Source organism: Sagittula sp. SSi028 (assembly GCF_048553715.1).
Classification (GTDB): Bacteria; Pseudomonadota; Alphaproteobacteria; order Rhodobacterales; family Rhodobacteraceae; genus Sagittula.
Genome location: NZ_JBLZNC010000002.1, coordinates 426,546 through 442,144 on the forward strand (window position 1 = coordinate 426,546; position 15,599 = coordinate 442,144).

General features: G+C 63.1%; 11 protein-coding genes. 2 read left to right on the plus strand and 9 right to left on the minus strand.

Going from position 1 to position 15,599, the window contains the following annotated elements; all coding sequences use genetic code 11:
- Positions 1–148: 148 nt before the first annotated feature.
- The 9 genes from ACN5AZ_RS05585 to ACN5AZ_RS05625 form a co-directional block, all read right to left on the minus strand.
- On the minus strand, positions 149–1,123 hold the full coding sequence (locus ACN5AZ_RS05585) for a 2-hydroxyacid dehydrogenase (protein ID WP_419427873.1): 975 nt from the start codon (positions 1,121–1,123) through the stop codon (positions 149–151).
- A gap of 144 nt (positions 1,124–1,267) precedes the next feature.
- Positions 1,268–2,731 carry a mannitol dehydrogenase family protein gene (locus ACN5AZ_RS05590; protein ID WP_419427874.1) on the minus strand — a complete coding sequence of 488 codons (1,464 nt, stop codon included), beginning with the start codon at positions 2,729–2,731 and terminating at the stop codon, positions 1,268–1,270.
- A gap of 33 nt (positions 2,732–2,764) precedes the next feature.
- Entirely contained in the window at positions 2,765–3,538 is a 774-nt protein-coding gene (locus ACN5AZ_RS05595; protein ID WP_419427875.1) for an L-iditol 2-dehydrogenase, read from the minus strand.
- Entirely contained in the window at positions 3,535–4,557 is a 1,023-nt protein-coding gene (locus ACN5AZ_RS05600) for an ABC transporter ATP-binding protein (RefSeq protein WP_419427876.1), read from the minus strand. The genes ACN5AZ_RS05595 and ACN5AZ_RS05600 overlap by 4 nt, the downstream gene beginning before the upstream one ends.
- Positions 4,558–4,570: 13 nt before the next feature.
- Positions 4,571–5,401, minus strand: a complete 831-nt coding sequence (locus ACN5AZ_RS05605) for a carbohydrate ABC transporter permease (RefSeq protein WP_419427877.1) — start codon at positions 5,399–5,401, stop codon at positions 4,571–4,573.
- A 52-nt stretch (positions 5,402–5,453) separates the two neighbouring features.
- Entirely contained in the window at positions 5,454–6,320 is an 867-nt protein-coding gene (locus ACN5AZ_RS05610) for a carbohydrate ABC transporter permease (protein WP_419427878.1), read from the minus strand.
- 137 nt (positions 6,321–6,457) lie between these two features.
- Entirely contained in the window at positions 6,458–7,759 is a 1,302-nt protein-coding gene (locus ACN5AZ_RS05615; RefSeq protein WP_419427879.1) for an ABC transporter substrate-binding protein, read from the minus strand.
- Between the two features lie 143 nt (positions 7,760–7,902).
- Positions 7,903–8,928: a LacI family DNA-binding transcriptional regulator gene (locus ACN5AZ_RS05620; RefSeq protein WP_419427880.1), complete on the minus strand. Its 1,026-nt coding sequence runs from the start codon at positions 8,926–8,928 to the stop codon at positions 7,903–7,905.
- A gap of 108 nt (positions 8,929–9,036) precedes the next feature.
- A complete protein-coding gene (locus tag ACN5AZ_RS05625; protein WP_419427881.1) occupies positions 9,037–10,716 on the minus strand; it encodes a thiamine pyrophosphate-dependent enzyme in 1,680 nt (559 codons plus the stop codon).
- A gap of 140 nt (positions 10,717–10,856) precedes the next feature.
- Between ACN5AZ_RS05625 and ACN5AZ_RS05630 the strand changes: the two genes are divergently transcribed.
- Positions 10,857–12,095, plus strand: a complete 1,239-nt coding sequence (locus ACN5AZ_RS05630) for a metallophosphoesterase family protein (protein WP_419427882.1) — start codon at positions 10,857–10,859, stop codon at positions 12,093–12,095.
- A complete protein-coding gene (locus ACN5AZ_RS05635; RefSeq protein ID WP_419427883.1) occupies positions 12,095–15,529 on the plus strand; it encodes an AAA family ATPase in 3,435 nt (1,144 codons plus the stop codon). The genes ACN5AZ_RS05630 and ACN5AZ_RS05635 overlap by 1 nt, the downstream gene beginning before the upstream one ends.
- Positions 15,530–15,599: the final 70 nt, after the last annotated feature.

Genomic DNA, 15,599 nt, shown 5'->3' on the forward strand with positions numbered 1-15,599 from the left:
GTCCCCCAAGACCTGCCTGCCTTTATTCTTCGTCCCGAATCCTAGAGCAGTTTCGCCCCAGAGACAGGACGAAAACCGCGATTCGGCAGAAATACGCGCAGAATTGTGATCAAAGATGCAGGACGCGCTGACCTACACTCCCCTTGCGTCACCTGACAGCGTTCGGCGGGGTGGTGCCGTCAAAATAGGCCAAAACATTGTCCATCGCGCAATGGCCCATCGCCTCGCGCGTCTCGGTCGTGGCGCTGCCCAGATGCGGCAGCAAAACAAGGTTCGGACAATCCAGCAGCACAGGGTTCAAATTTGGCTCGCCCTCGAACACATCCAGCCCCGCGCCGCCCAGATGGCCTGCTTTGATCGACGCGACCAAGGCGGTCTCGTCAACCACCTCTCCCCGCGCGGTGTTGATCACAAACGCCCCCGGCTGCATCGCTTCCAAGGCTGTCGCACCGATCAGATGACGGTTCTCTGCCCCGCCGGGGCAATGCAGCGACAGGGCGTCCACGCGCGGCAGCAAAGCGGCCAGATCGGCCACCTGTTCCGCGCCAAATTCGTCCAACACGTCCTGCGGCACGGCAGAGCGGTTCTGCACGAGGATTTTCATCCCGAACCCGTGGTGCGCGCGGCGGGCCATTTCGCGCCCGATGCGGCCAAAGCCCACGATGCCAAGCGTCATGCCCGACACTTTGCGCCCCACCAGATGGGTTGGACGCCAGCCGGTCCAAGCCCCGGCGCGGACCTCACGCTCGCCCTCGCCCGCGCGGCGGGCCACGGTCAGCAACAGCGTCATGGCAATGTCGGCGGTACAATCGCTCAGCACATCGGGCGTGTTCGTGACCGTCATACCCGCCGCCTGTGCGGCGGCCAGATCGATATGGGACACCCCCACCCCGTAGTTCGCCAACAGTTTACAGCGTGGGGCGTCGAGCCCTGCGAACACCTCCGCGCCCAGCGGGTCGGTCACGGTGGGCAGCACCGCATCATGGGTCTGCATCGCGTCACACAATGCCGCCGCATCCATCGGCTGGTCGCTGTCGTTGAATGTCACGTCAAAGCGCGCCGCCAGCGCCTGTTCGACGGCCTCGGGCCATTTGCGGGTGATCAGGATCTTGGGTCGGGACATATCAGGCCTATCGCGGTGTTCATTTGCCGCGCACCTTAACAGCCTGTTCCATAACGAAAAGCCCAAGCCGCCCAAGAATGACGAACGCGCGCCCCGCAAAATGACGGGGCGCGCGTATCCACTGGCCTAAGGTGCTTTCGCGGATCAGCGGGACAGATATGCCCGCAGAGTGGCCCGCGCGCCATCACGCCACAGCGCCGTCAACCAGTGTTCAAAGGCCTGTGCAAAGGCCGCGTTGTCGCCCAGATCATCGTAGACGTGGCGCTGCGCCAGCCATTTCGACGGATCGTCCTTGGCCTGCATTGCGGCCTCGGTCAGATCGGACCAGACCGGATCGTTGGGTTCGATATCGGTGCCATCTTCACGCTGCCCGATACACATGCGCGCCCAGAGCGCCTCGACCAATGCAAGACCGTCCAGCGTGCCACCGGCAGCAATGGCATCGCGCAGGATCGGCAGGACAAAGCCCACATGGCGCGACGACCCGTCAAAGGCCACACGGCGCGTGGTGTCATGGATCATCGGGTTGGAGAACCGCCGCGCGATCAGCTTGGCGTAATCCTGCGGGTCCATATTCGGCACTGCGTGGACGTAGGGCACGATGCACTCGGCCTCGACCTTGGCAAAGAAGGCACTCACGTCATCATCCTGCATGCAGGAGGCGATGGTCGGCAGGGACAGGACCTCGCCCGCGTTGGCCAGCACCTGATGGCCCGCATTCAGAATGCGGATCTTCATGGTCTCGTAGCTGTGCACATCGTCGGTAAAGGTCGCGCCTGCGTCTTCCCAAGCGGGACGCCCGGCGCAGAATGCGTCCTCGATCACCCACTGGCGGAAATTCTCATGGGTGACGGGGGCGGCATCTTCGATCCCCAATGCCTGCGCTGCCTCGATTTCCTTCGGGCCGGTCGCGGGAACGATGCAGTCCACCATGGAATTGGGGAAGGTGCAGTTGGTGTCGATCCAGTCTGCCAGTTCGGGATCAACGTGGCGCGCCAATCCCACAATCGTCTGCCGCAGGATGTCACCGTTGCCCTGCAGGTTGTCACAGCTTTGCAGCGTGAAGGGGCCGGTGCCTGCTGCCCGCCGCGCCCGCAGCGCCGCGATGATCGCGCCAAAGGCGGTGCGCGGCGTGTCCGGATGCGCCACATCGTGGCGGATGTCATCATGATCCGCGTCAAAGGCCCCGCTGGCGGTGACGTAATAGCCGCCCTCGGTGACAGTCAGCGCCACGATGCGGATCTGCGCATCCGACATGGCGGCGATCAGCGGGCCGTTGCCCTCGGCGATCTCGATATAGTCGATCATCGCGCCGGTGACTTCGGCGGAGGTGCCAGCCGGATCCAGTTCGATCAGCGTGGTCAGGCAATCCTGCGCCCGCAGCCGGTCCCGCATGGCCGCATCATAGGGGCGCACACCGGCCCCAAGGATCGCCCAGTCCTGCGCCTGCCCCGCTTGCATCAAACGGTGCAGATACCACGCCTGATGGGCCCGGTGGAAATTACCAAGACCAATGTGCACGATGCCCGGCGTCAGGGCCGTGCGGTCGTAGGTTGGGCGCGCAATGCCCTCGGGCAGATCGGCCAATGTGGCGTTCGAGAGTTTCATATCGCTATCCTTTGCGGACCTGTGACAGGCCCGTCAGCTCATCCAGTTGCCGCCGTCGACGTTATACGTCTGGGCGACGATGTATTCCGCGTCGTCCGAGGCCAGAAAGACCGCCATTCCGGTCAGATCCTCTGCCGTGCCCATGCGGCCATAGGGAACAGCCGCGCCGACTTCGCGCTTCTTCTGCCCGGGGGCTTTGCCCTCGTATTTGGCAAAGAAGGCATCGACCCCGTCCCAGTGTTCGCCATCCACCACACCCGGCGCGATGGCGTTCACGCCTATTCCGTGTTCGATCAGGTTCAGCCCGGCCGACTGCGTCAGCGAGATGATCGCCGCCTTTGACGCGCAGTAGACCCCGACGAGCGCTTCGCCCCGCCGCCCTGCCTGACTTGCCATATTGATGATGCGCCCGCGAATGCCGCGGTCGATCATGTGCCTGGCCACCGCCTGCAAGGTGAACAGCGCCCCGCCGACATTGATCGCCATCACCCGGTCGTAATCCGCCCGGGTGATCTCGGTGATGGGCGCGGCGGTAAAAATCGCCGCGTTGTTGATCAAGATGTCGATCTGGCCCAGCCGGTCGACCGTCTCGGCCACGCCGGCGTCAATGCTCGCCTGATCCGTGACGTCGAGGCGCACCGCAATCGCGGCCTCGCCGATATCCGCCGCTGCCTGTTGGGCACGGTCCATATCGATATCGGCGATGGCCACACGGGCCCCTTCGGCCACATAGGCGCGGGCAAAGGCCAGACCGATGCCGCGTGCGGCTCCGGTGATCAGCGCCGTTTTGCCCGCAAGCCGTGTCATGCCAGCGCCGGTTCGTCCGCCAGACGCAGGCCATCCGCACCGAAGCGGTGGATCACATCAGAGCGCGGCGTCAGGTAGATCTTGTCACCATGGTTCAGGGACACTTCGCCATCCGCACGCACTGTGATCGTTTCCGCCAGGCCCGTTTCATGGATGTGGAAGAACGTGTCAGAGCCGAGGTGTTCGGCCACACCGACCACACCGGACCACAGACCGCTTTCGGCGGAGACATCGATATGCTCGGGGCGCACGCCGATGGTGTGGGCGTTGTACTTGGCGGCCTCGGGGCCTTCGATCAGGTTCATCTTGGGCGAGCCGATGAAGCCCGCAACAAAGGTGTTGCGCGGTGCGCGGTACAGCTCCAGCGGAGAGCCGACCTGTTCGATGTTCCCTGCCCGCAGCACGACGATCTTGTCAGCCATTGTCATGGCTTCGACCTGATCGTGCGTCACGTAGATCATGGTGGTGTTCAGACGCTTGTGCAGCTCCGAGATTTCCAGACGCATGCCCACACGCAGTGCCGCGTCGAGGTTGGACAGCGGTTCGTCGAACAAGAAGGCGCTGGGTTCACGCACAATCGCACGACCAATGGCGACACGCTGGCGCTGACCACCGGACAGCTGGCCCGGTTTGCGGTCCAGATAATCCGTCAGGTTCAGCGCCTCTGCCGCCTTGGCGATGCGCAGGTCCTGTTCGGTCTGGTCCATGCCCGCCATCTTCATCGGGAAGGCGATGTTCTTGCGCACCGACATATGCGGATACAGCGCGTAAGACTGGAACACCATGGCCAGACCGCGTTTTGCGGGCGGCAGTTTGGTGGCGTCGTTGCCATCGATGATGATCTGGCCTTCGGTGATGTCCTCAAGGCCCGCGATCAGGCGCAGCAGCGTGGACTTACCACAGCCCGAAGGGCCGACGAACACGGTGAATTCCCCGTCTTCGATGGTCAAGTCCAGTGGCGGAATGACCTCGGCGTCTCCGAAACGTTTGACGACTTTGTCGAGTACGATGCGACCCATAAGTCTCTCTCCCTTATTTCACCGCGCCGAAGGTCAGGCCGCGGACAAGTTGTTTCTGGCTGAACCAGCCAAGAATGAGGATCGGCGCAATGGCCATGGTGGACGCCGCCGACAGCTTTGCAAAGAACAGCCCCTCGGGGGAGGAATAGCTGGCGATAAAGGCGGTGAGCGGGGCCGCCTTGGCCGCGGTCAGGTTCAGCGTCCAGAAGGCTTCGTTCCACGCAAGGATCAGGTTCAGCAGAACCGTCGAGGCGATCCCCGGCAGCGCCATCGGCGTCAGCACATAGAGGATTTCCTCTTTCAGCGTGGCACCGTCCATCCGCGCGGCTTCAAGGATCTCGCCGGGAATTTCGCGGAAGTAGGTGTAGAGCATCCACACGATGATCGGCAGGTTGATCAGCATCAGGACAATCACAAGACCCAGCTTGGTGTCGAGGATGCCGAATTTGATGAAGATCAGGTAGATCGGGTACAGAACACCCACCGCCGGCAGCATCTTGGTCGAGAGCATCCACAGCAGGATGTCCTTGGTCCGCTTGCCGGGCACAAACGCCATCGACCAGGCCGCAGGCACCGCGATGATCACGCCCAGCAGCGTCGAGCCGCCTGCAATCACAATCGAGTTCCACAGGAAGCGACCGTAGTTCGAACGCTCCAGCACGACGGCATAGTTTTCCAGCGTCCAGTCAAAGAACAAGAACAGCGGCGGGTCGTTGATGGCCTGCGCCTCGGTCTTGAACGAGGTGAGAATGGTCCAGAGGATCGGGAAGAAGATCAGCAGACCGATCGCCCAGGCGATGGCGGTGTTGATCGCCTTGCGTTGTGTTGTCACAGCACGGGCCATGGGTCAGCTCCTTTCGCGTGTCTGGGGGTGGTGGGACGGGGGGTGGCGGGGATCAGTTGTCAAGGTTCTTCCCCACGATACGCATCAGGAAGACCGCGATGATGTTGGCCAGAATGATGGCATAGACACCGCCCGCCGAGCCCAGTCCGACGTTCTGGCTTTCAAGAACGCGCTGGTAGATCAGGTAGGTCAGGGTTTTGGTGCCGAAGGAGCCGCCAGTGGTAACAAAGATCTCGGCGAAGATGCCCAGCAAGAAGATGGTCTGGATCAGGATGACCACCGAAATTGCGCGGCTCAAGTGCGGCAGGATGATGTACCAGAAGCGTTTGAGAATCGGCGCGCCGTCCATCTCGGAGGCTTCGAGCTGCTCACTGTCCAGCGACTGGATCGCGGTCAGCAGGATCAGCGTCGCAAAGGGCAGCCACTGCCAGGACACGATCAGAATGATCGATTGCATCGAGGCCTCGGACAGCCATGAAATCGGCTCTGCCCCGAAGAATTTCCAAAGGTGGGCCAGAACGCCGTTCACGGGATCCATGAACATGTTCTTCCACACCAGCGCCGACACGGTCGGCATAACAAAGAACGGTGCGATCACCAGAATGCGGACGGGCCCCTGCCCCCACATCGGCTGATCCAGCAGCATTGCAATCAGCACGCCCAGAATAGTTGTGATGACGAGCACGCCCCCAACGATCAGCAGGGTGGCCTGAACCGACGGCCAGAAGGCCGAAGAGGACACAAATCGGGTGAAGTTGTCGAAGCCGGTCCAGCCCAGATCCCCACCGCGCAGCGGAAGATACTTCCGGAACGAGAAATAAAGGGTCATGGTGAGCGGGACGAGCATCCATCCGAGCAGCAGGATAACGGCGGGGGCCATCATCAGCCGGGCGGCGGAACGCGAATGCTGGGTTGCCATTGGGTCCTCCATCAAGACAGCCCATGCTGTCCCGGTCGGTGGTCTTTAAAATTGTCGGAGCGGAGTGCCATGCACGCAAAGGGTGCCGGCGGATATGCGAAGGGGCGGCACAACAGGCCGCCCCCTGCAATTAGGTCTTAGTAGCCTGCGGCTTCGATGGCGTCGGTGGTGATCGCCTGAGCCTTTTCCAGTGCTTCTTCAGCGGACTGCTGGCCTGCCAGCGCTGCCGAGAATTCCTGACCCACTTCGGTCGCAAAGCCTGCGAATTCGGGGATCGCGACGAACTGGACGCCCTGGTAGGGAACCGGATCAACCGACGGGTTGAGCGGGTCTGCCGAGTTGATGGCGTTCAGGGTCATCTTGGCAAAGGGGACTTCCTGATACTCGGGTGTTTCGTACAGCGAGGTGCGTGCACCCGGAGGAACGTTGGCCCAACCTTCTTTTTCAGCAACCATGGCGATGTACTCTTTCGAGGTCGCCCACTTGATGAATTCCTTGGCTGCTTCTTCGTTGTCGGTGCCCGCCGGGATGCCCAGCGCCCATGCCCACAGCCAGTTGCCCTTCTTGTCGACGCCTTCGGAGTTCGGCGCCAGAGCAAAGCCGACTTTGTCAGCCACGGTGGAATCGTCGGGGTTGGTCACGAAGGACGCCGCAACAGTCGCGTCGATCCACATGCCGCATTTGCCCTGCTGGAACAGCGACAGGTTTTCGTTGAAACCGTTGGTCGATGCGCCCGGAGGGCCGTAGTTGTTCATCAGGTCGAGGTAGAAGTCCAGCGTGGACGCCCATGCTTCGCCGTCGAACTGGGGCTGCCAGTTTTCGTCGAACCAGCGCGCGCCAAAGGAGTTGGACATCGCGGTCAGGAACGCCATGTTCTCGCCCCAGCCGGCTTTGCCGCGCAGACAGATGCCGTAGGTTTCTGCGTCCTTGTCGGTCATCGCCGCAGCAGCTTCTTTGATGAACTGCCATGTGGGCTCTTCGGGCATGTCCAGACCGGCTGCTTCCATCAGGTCGGTGCGGTACATGATCATGGACGATTCACCGTAGAACGGTGCTGCGTACAGGGTGCCGTCCAACGACAGGCCGTCGCGCATGGCAGGCAGGATATCGTCGGCGTCGTATTCTTCGCCCAGATCGTCCAGGGCGACCAGCCAGTCGTTCTTGGCCCAGATCGGGGTTTCGTACATGCCGATGGTCATCACGTCGAAGGCGCCGCCTTTGGTGGTGATGTCGGTGGTCACGCGCTGACGCAGCACGTTTTCTTCCAGAGTAACCCACTCGACCTCGTGACCGGTCTTTTCTGTGAAGTCAGCGGTCAAACCCTGCATGCGGATCATGTCGCCGTTGTTCACGGTCGCGATGGTGATGGTGTCAGCGGATGCTGCGGTCGATACAAGCGCGAGCGCTGTCGCCGCACGAAGTGCGCCTTTAAGGTACATCTTGCTCCTCCCTATTGGTTCAGATGTGACACCGAAACCGTACCTCTGGAATGAGCGCGACGTCAATTATTTTTTTACGCGCGGCAACTTTTTCATTTTCACTCGCAGCATTAAATGGGGCTTTGCGGGCAGTTTTCTTTCGCTCAGGCGGATTCCCGCATCACGAGACGCCCGTCGAAGACCTTGGCAGCATAGGGAAAATCATCCCCCTCTATCGCGCGAAAAAGCGTATCAACCGCCTCGCGCGAGACGCTGTCATAGTCCTGAGCGATGGTGGTCAATGGCGGGCATGTATAGCGCGAGAACGGATGGTCATCCTGTCCCGCGACCCGAATCGCACAATCATCGTCACGACCGACCTTAAGCCCCAGCTCGTAACAGGCGGTTAAAAATCCGATGGCCAGACGGTCGTTGGAGCACAGAACCGTATTGGTCTTCATCTCGCCCGACATCAGAACACGGTGGCCACCGCGTCGGCCGATCTCTTCGAAATGCCAGCCGTCGCCTTCGACGCTAAGCACCTGTGGCGTCTGGCCCAGCGCATGCATGGCCTCGGTATAGCTATGGCGGCGTTTGCGTGCGTTGGGGTTGGCGGGGTTGGCCATCTCGAAGAAACAGGGCGGCTCGCCGGTGCGGCACAAATAATCGACGATCAGACGCGTCAGCTGCGGATTGTCCGACCCGACAAAGGCCCGCCCCGTATCCGGCAGGATACTGTCGAACAGCACAGTGGGCACCTCCTGCGCGAAGGCGCGGATTTTCTCGCTATCGGACGACCGCCCCAACGGTGCCAGCAGCGCACCGGCCGGCTTCAGCGCCAGCAAACTGTCCAGAATGGCGTTCTCTGTCTCTTGCTCGCCATGGGCGGAAAAGATCGTCGGGCTGTAACCCATGTCCACGCAGCGCTGTTCGATGTTACGTGCGAATTCCGCAAACACCGGATCGGCCAGATAGGGCACCAGAATGCCCACGGTCTTGGTCTGTTTGCGATTTTGGTTAATGGCAAAGATGTTGGGCCGGTAATCGTAGGTTTCCAACGCGGCCTCGATCTTGGCACGGGTCGAGGCGCGCACACTGTCGGGGTCGTTGAAATACTTGGACACCGTCGGGCGGGAGATGCCACTGAGCGCGGCGAACTCCTCCATGTTTCTGATCCTCACCTGAGCCATTGGCACACGTCCTCCCTCGCGCCTTTGCGACGCGCCTTTTTCTTATCGCGTGCGGTACCGTTACTTGTCGCGCGCCAAAAATCAACTTTCTTTGGGGAAAGCGCGGCGTTAATTGCTGCTTTGACGGGCAGTTTCGCGCAGGCTGCTGAGCGTTGCACGGGGGCTGATCGCCTCTGCCGAGATGTCCAGATCCAGCACCGCACCGGTCGTCGAGGCCTGCGCCGCAGCAAAGGCATCGGCAAAATCCTCGGTCCGTTCGACCCGCTGCGCGTAATAGCCGTAAGCCTTTGCCAGCGCAACAAAATCCGGCGATACCATATCCGTGCCAGACACCCGCCCGGGATAGTGGCGTTCCTGATGCGCGCGGATGGTGCCATAGATCCCGTTGTTCAGGATCAACACGATCGGCTGCGCCCCGGCTTGCGCGGCCGTGGCAAGTTCCTGCAACGTCATCTGGAAATCACCGTCTCCGGCAAAGCACACCACTGTGCGGTCGGGGTGGGCGATCTTGGCGGCAATCGCGGCGGGCAGCCCATAGCCCATGGCCCCCGATTGCGGCGCAAGCAGCCGCTGCCCTGCCCCGTAGCGAAAGAAATACCCCGGCCAAATGGCGAAATTGCCTGCGCCATTTGTCAGGACCGCATCCTTTGGCAGCACCTTTTGCAAATGCGCGATCACCTGCGTCATATCCACCGGCGACGGCTGTGGTGGCAGATCGAACCCCGCTTTGTAGGCCACGCGCGCCTTGCGGAACCAACCGTCATCCCGCCGGTCCAGCGGACCGCCTTCGACCATTGTCATGGCAAAGTCGGACGGGTCCGCGTGAATGCCCAAAGCAGGCTGGTAGATCTTGCCCAGCTCCGCATCGCTGGCGTGCACATGGATCAGGGTCTGGCGTGGTGTCGGCACCTGCAGCAGGCTGTATCCGCCGGTGGAATTCTCGCCAAAGCGCACGCCGATCCCCAAAATAACATCCGCCTCGCGGATCAGCTTCGCGGTTGAGGGCCACATGCCGACACCCGCATGCCCGGCAAAAGCCTCCGAGTGATTGTCGAACTGGTCGATGTAGCGAAAGACGCCCACGGCGGGGATCTGGTTTTCCTCGGCAAAGGTCTGCAGCGCGGCGCGGCCCTCATCGCTCCAGTTGCTGCCACCGAACAGGATCAGGGGGCGCTTTGCCGCCTCCAACAGATCACGGGCATCGTTTTCGGCGGCGATGTTGACCGCAGGGGCCGCGATGCGCGCAGGACCGGCCAGCGCCGGGATATCCGTCACCTGTGACAGCACATCCTCTGGCAGGGCCACCACCACCGGCCCCGGACGCCCCGAGGTCGCAACCGTCCAAGCGCGACCGACAATTTCCGGGATACGGTCGGTTTGGTCGATTTCCACCGCCCATTTCGCCATGCTGCCGAACACGGCTTTGTAGTCGATCTCCTGAAAGGCCTCGCGCCCCTTCATGTCCGTGGCCACCTGCCCGACAAACACCAGCATGGGCACCGAATCCTGCATCGCGGTGTGAATGCCGATCGAGGCATTGGTCACCCCCGGCCCGCGTGTGACCAGACAGATGCCGGGCTGCCCCGTCAGCTTGCCCCAGGCGGCGGCCATGAAACCGGCCCCGCCTTCGTTGCGACACAGCACGAAATCAAACGCCCCAGCGGTGTCGTGCATCGCATCCAGCACCGCCAGATAGCTTTCACCGGGCACGCCAAAGGCCTTGCGCGCGCCGAGATTGACCAGACATTCCACCAATAGCTGTCCGCCGTGCCGCTGTGTCGCGCTCATGTCTGATCCCTCCGGTTGTGATGTGCGCCACCTTCTGCCCATCAAGGGCAAAGCGCAACGGGCGAAAATGCACCCCCGAAGTCACCGCCGTTGCACCCCGCCGCAGGCCGCGCCATAGTCGCCGCAAGCAGGAGCGCATTTTGATAAAACTCATTCATACCGCAGACATACACTTGGATTCGCCGCTGAAATCTCTGGCGCTCAAGGACGAGGCATTGCGCGAGCGGGTGCAGGCCGCAACCCGCACAGCCCTGCGCCGTATCGTAGACTGCGCGCTTTCAGAACAGGTCGCAGCCGTGCTGATCGCGGGCGATCTGTTTGACGGCGCGGAACGCAGCGCACGCACCGCTGCTTATCTGACGTCCGAGCTGGACCGACTGCGCGCGGCGGACATTCGGGTCTACTATATCAAAGGCAATCACGACGCGGAGAACCCGATCACGGGGGAGACCGCCCTGCCCGACAATGTGCATGTGTTCACAGGCCACGGCGGCAAGGACGAATTGGCCGACGGACTGTGGATTCACGGCGTTAGTTTCTCCAACCGGCATGCGCCTGACAGCCTGCTGCCAAAATTCTCCGCTCCCGTGGCGGGGGCAGTCAACATTGGCATGCTGCACACTTCGTTGGCTGGCGCTGCAGGCCATGACGTCTACGCGCCCTGCACCCTGTCCGATCTGACGTCGAGCGGCTTTGACTATTGGGCGCTGGGGCACGTCCACAAACGCAACATACATGCCACGGCGCCTTGGGTCGTCATGCCCGGCTGCCCACAGGGCCGCGACATCGGCGAGGCAGGCCCGCGATCAGCCACCTTGATCACCATTGATGACGGTCGCATCGACACCACCGAGATCCACACATCGGCGGTGGAGTTCACCGCCCTGCGCGTCGACGTCTCTGGGTGTCCAAATAGCGATGCGCTGCGCGACCACCTGCGCCATGCGGTGCAGGATCACGCAGCGGACCTTACCTCTGACACCGGCATTGCGCGCATCACACTGCAGGGGCAGACAGAACTGCATTGGGACATCCTGCGCGACCGCGATCTGTGGACCGAAACACTGTCCCAACTGTGTCGCAGCACAGACAGGCTGTGGCTGGAAAAGACCAAATTCGACCTGCAACCGCCAAGCCAGCAGGCCGAGGCGCAGGCCACTGCCACGGCAGAGCTTGCCACGCTGATGCAGCAGATCGCCGCCGAGCCCGCCATGGTTGCCGCCTTTCAATCGGACATGCAGTCGCTGCTTGACGACTTGTCCGCCGCACGGCGCGAGGCGCTGATGCCCGATGATGCCAGCACGCAGCAATTGGTGCAGGATCTGGCGCGCGACGGGGCGGACCGCGTTCTGGCCCGCATGAAAGGGGCGGACATCTGATGCGCCTACGCCAGCTTTCCCTTGATCTGTTTGGAAAATTCACCGGCCACAGCTATGATTTTGGCGACGGGGCCAGCGGGGATTTCCACATCATCTACGGCCCGAACGAGGCCGGCAAAACCACCACAATGGAAGCGGCGCTGCGTCTGCTTTACGGGTTTCCGCGCAGCGACCCCTATGATTTCCAGCACCAGCGCAAGAACCTGCGCCTGTCCGGCGTGCTTGATCTTGATGGCCGCGATCTGACGCTGACACGGGTGACCGGCAAAAACGCCCTGACCGATTCCAACGGCGCCCCCCTGCCCGAGCAGACCCTTGCCAGCCATCTCGGCGGTCTGAGCGAGAAAGACTACCGCGCCCTTCTGTGTCTGGATGACGAGACCATCGAAACCGGGGGCGAGGAGATCGCCGCCGCCAAGGGCGATATCGGGCGGCTGTTGTTTTCGGCCGCGGCGGGGATTGCAGATCTTAGCCATGTGCTGACCGATATGCGCAAACAGGCGGACACTTTGCACCGCAAACGCGCCAGCACCACCGAAATGGCGCGGCTGAAAAAGGAAATCGCCGAGATCGACCGCCGCATTCGCGACAGCGACACCTCGGCGGCCAGCCTGCGCAAGCTGCGCCAGACCCATGCCACCGCCCAAACCACCGAGGCACAGGCCCGCCAGACGCGGGATGCGTTGCACCGCGAGGTGGCGCAGATCGACAGCCTGCGCCGTGCCCTGCCGCTCATGACAGAAGGCGACGGGCTTGATGCGGCGCTGGCGGGCAAGGATGCCTTTCCCGACCGGCTGAGTTTTGACCCCGAGCGGCTTATAAAACTGGCCAGCGCACAGGCCCGCGCGGAGGCGGATCTGGACCGGCTGGGACAAGCCTTGGCCGAGGCACAAGAGGCGCGTGACGGGCTGCACATCGACCCACAGGCCGCAGAGCTTGCCGATCGGTTGGCCGCCCTGACCGAGTTGCGCGGCCGTTACCTATCAGCGGTGCCTGATCTGCCCAAACGCCGAGCCGCGCGCGATGCCGCCGTCGCACAGATGGCGCTGCTGGCCCGTGACCTTGGGGCGGCGGGGGACTGCGATCCGACGTCATTGGTGTTGGGCTCCGCCGATCTGGGCCGTCTCGACGCTGCGCGCGACCGACTGAGGCAGGCCCGCCGCGACCTGCACACCGCCGCCGACGAAACGACCGCCAGCCAAAGCGCGCTGGATCAGGCGCGTTCCGTCGTGGACGGCTTGGCCACGCAGGCCCCTGCCGGCAGCGCGGTAGCGGATATTCTGGACCGTCACGACGCAGACAGGCTTGCCCCCGCCTATGCCAGCGCTCGCGCCCAGTTGCGCTCGGGGCGTGATACGGTGGCAGAGGCGCTCGCCGCGCTTGGGCGCGGGGCCTGCCGCTTTGATAAGCTGCCCGATGCGCCGATGCCCCTGTCCAGCGCCGAGACGCTGGTCGCCCAGCGCGAGGATCTGGCACAGCGCGCCGCCCGCGCCCGCGATACGCAGTTGGGACAAAGCGATCTGGCAGAGCGTCTGGCCGCGCGCGCCGCGCAATATCACCAACGCGGCACCGTATCGGATGCCGATGCCACGCAGGCGCAGGCAGAGCGTGACCGCGCATGGCAGGCCCATCTTGCCGCGCTGACAGCGACCACTGCCGACGCTTTTGCCAAGACATTGGAGCGCACCGATCAGCTGGCGCAGGCGCGACTGGCGCAGGCGCAGGATCTGGCAGAGCTGCGCAAGACCGAGCTGGATCGCGCAGAGGCCCTGACCGCAGCGCGCCAAGCCACCCGTCAGGCGGAGGAGCTGGACCGCCAGATTGCAGCAATCGACGAGACCGTGGCCGAGGCCTGCGTCGCCGTGGGCCTGCCCGCGCTGTCCCCTGCCGCCTTTGCCGATTGGCTGCGCGATCTAGAGGCCGCCGCCGCCGCGTCGCGCACAGCAGACCGGGCAGCAGCAGAGCTCGCCCCGGCTCTCGCCCGGGCAGAGACATTGCGCCAGGACCTGCTTGCGCATTTGCCACAAGAAGACCCTGACTTTGAGGCCGCACTTGATCACGCCCGCACCTTGGCCCGCGACGCCAGTCGCGAGGCCGGTCAACGGCGCGAGGCAGAGGCCACCATGCGCCGCGCCACAGAGGATCTGGCCACCCGTGAAACCCGCGAAACGCAGGCGGAGCGGGCATTAACGCAGGCGCTGGAGGAATGGCGCGCGCTGGTCGGGGCCCTGTTTGACGGGCGCATCCCCCCCGACGGGCTGGAGCCGGACCTGACCCCCCTGCGCGGCTTGCGCGAACAAGAGACCACCCGCGCCTTGGAAGACCGCCGCATCACCGCCATGCAGGACGACCAGACGCAATTCGCAACCGCTGTGTCAGACCTCGCACGTCAACACGCCCTGACCGAAGACGGCGATGATCTGGCGGTCCATGCCGCGCTGGAAGACCGCGCCCGCAGTGCCACAGAGGCACTGCGCCAACGCGAAGAACTGACACGGCGCATCACCACGCTGCAGGACGACATAACGAAAGCCCGCGCGCTTCGAACGCAGGTAGACCATGATCTGAAGGCCTTGGCCCATGGGCTGCCGGGTGTGCCGCAGCCGCCCACGCTGGACGCCCTGCGCATCGCAGAAACCCGCGCGCGCGAGGTTATCGCCCAACGCGCCCGCCGCGCCGAAATTGATCGGGCGCTGACCACGGAACTGGGCACCAGTGATCGTGACGATTTACGGGCCATGTTGGACGGCCGTCAGATGCCCGAACTGGATGCGCAACTTGCAGCGGTGCGCGCGGACCTTGCTGCGGCCGAGGCGCAGCTTGAACAGGCAATCGCGGATCGTTCGGCTGCAGCGCGCGATCTGGCCGCCATCACCAGTGACGCCGATATTGCCCGACTGGTCGAACACCGCAGCACGTTGGAGCTGCAACTGGAAGAGGCGGCGCTGGATTATCTGCAGATGGACTTCGGCCTGCGCCTTGCCGAAGAGGCCATCCGCCGTTACCGCGACAGCCACCGCAGCGGTATGATGGACGCCACGCAAAGCGCCTTTGCCGCGCTTACAAATGGCGCCTACACCCGCCTCGTGCCGCAAACCCAAGGCACGACAGAGGTGCTGCAGGTCATCGACGCCCAAGGGGCCGCGAAACAGGTGGCCGATCTGTCCAAAGGGACGCGGTTCCAGCTGTATCTGGCCCTGCGCGCCGCCGCCTACGAACAGCTCGCCGCCAGCGGCACGGTGCTGCCGTTCTTTTGCGACGATATCTTCGAGACCTTTGACGAGGACCGCACCCGCGCGGCCTGTCGCCTGATGGAACGGATCGGTCACAGCGGTCAGGCTATCTACCTCACCCACCATCGTCACGTGGTCGACATCGCCCAAGAGGTGTGCAGCACACCGCCTCAGGTCCATTACATTCAAGGCGCTCCTTGAGCATCTTGGTCGGAGGGCGCGGCCCAGACAGGCCATGCCCTGCTAAGCCACAGATTTAATGCGAATTTTA

Excerpts from the sequence above, each read along its gene's own strand:
- ACN5AZ_RS05595 (WP_419427875.1), bottom strand. The coding sequence starts at position 3,538 with ATGACACGGCTTGCGGGCAAAACGGCGCTGATCACCGGAGCCGCACGC.
- ACN5AZ_RS05610 (WP_419427878.1), bottom strand. The coding sequence starts at position 6,320 with ATGGCAACCCAGCATTCGCGTTCCGCCGCCCGGCTGATGATGGCCCCC.
- ACN5AZ_RS05625 (WP_419427881.1), bottom strand. The coding sequence starts at position 10,716 with ATGAGCGCGACACAGCGGCACGGCGGACAGCTATTGGTGGAATGTCTG.
- ACN5AZ_RS05620 (WP_419427880.1), bottom strand. The coding sequence starts at position 8,928 with ATGGCTCAGGTGAGGATCAGAAACATGGAGGAGTTCGCCGCGCTCAGT.
- ACN5AZ_RS05615 (WP_419427879.1), bottom strand. The coding sequence starts at position 7,759 with ATGTACCTTAAAGGCGCACTTCGTGCGGCGACAGCGCTCGCGCTTGTA.
- ACN5AZ_RS05635 (WP_419427883.1), top strand. The coding sequence starts at position 12,095 with ATGCGCCTACGCCAGCTTTCCCTTGATCTGTTTGGAAAATTCACCGGC.
- ACN5AZ_RS05585 (WP_419427873.1), bottom strand. The coding sequence starts at position 1,123 with ATGTCCCGACCCAAGATCCTGATCACCCGCAAATGGCCCGAGGCCGTC.
- ACN5AZ_RS05605 (WP_419427877.1), bottom strand. The coding sequence starts at position 5,401 with ATGGCCCGTGCTGTGACAACACAACGCAAGGCGATCAACACCGCCATC.
- ACN5AZ_RS05590 (WP_419427874.1), bottom strand. The coding sequence starts at position 2,731 with ATGAAACTCTCGAACGCCACATTGGCCGATCTGCCCGAGGGCATTGCG.
- ACN5AZ_RS05600 (WP_419427876.1), bottom strand. The coding sequence starts at position 4,557 with ATGGGTCGCATCGTACTCGACAAAGTCGTCAAACGTTTCGGAGACGCC.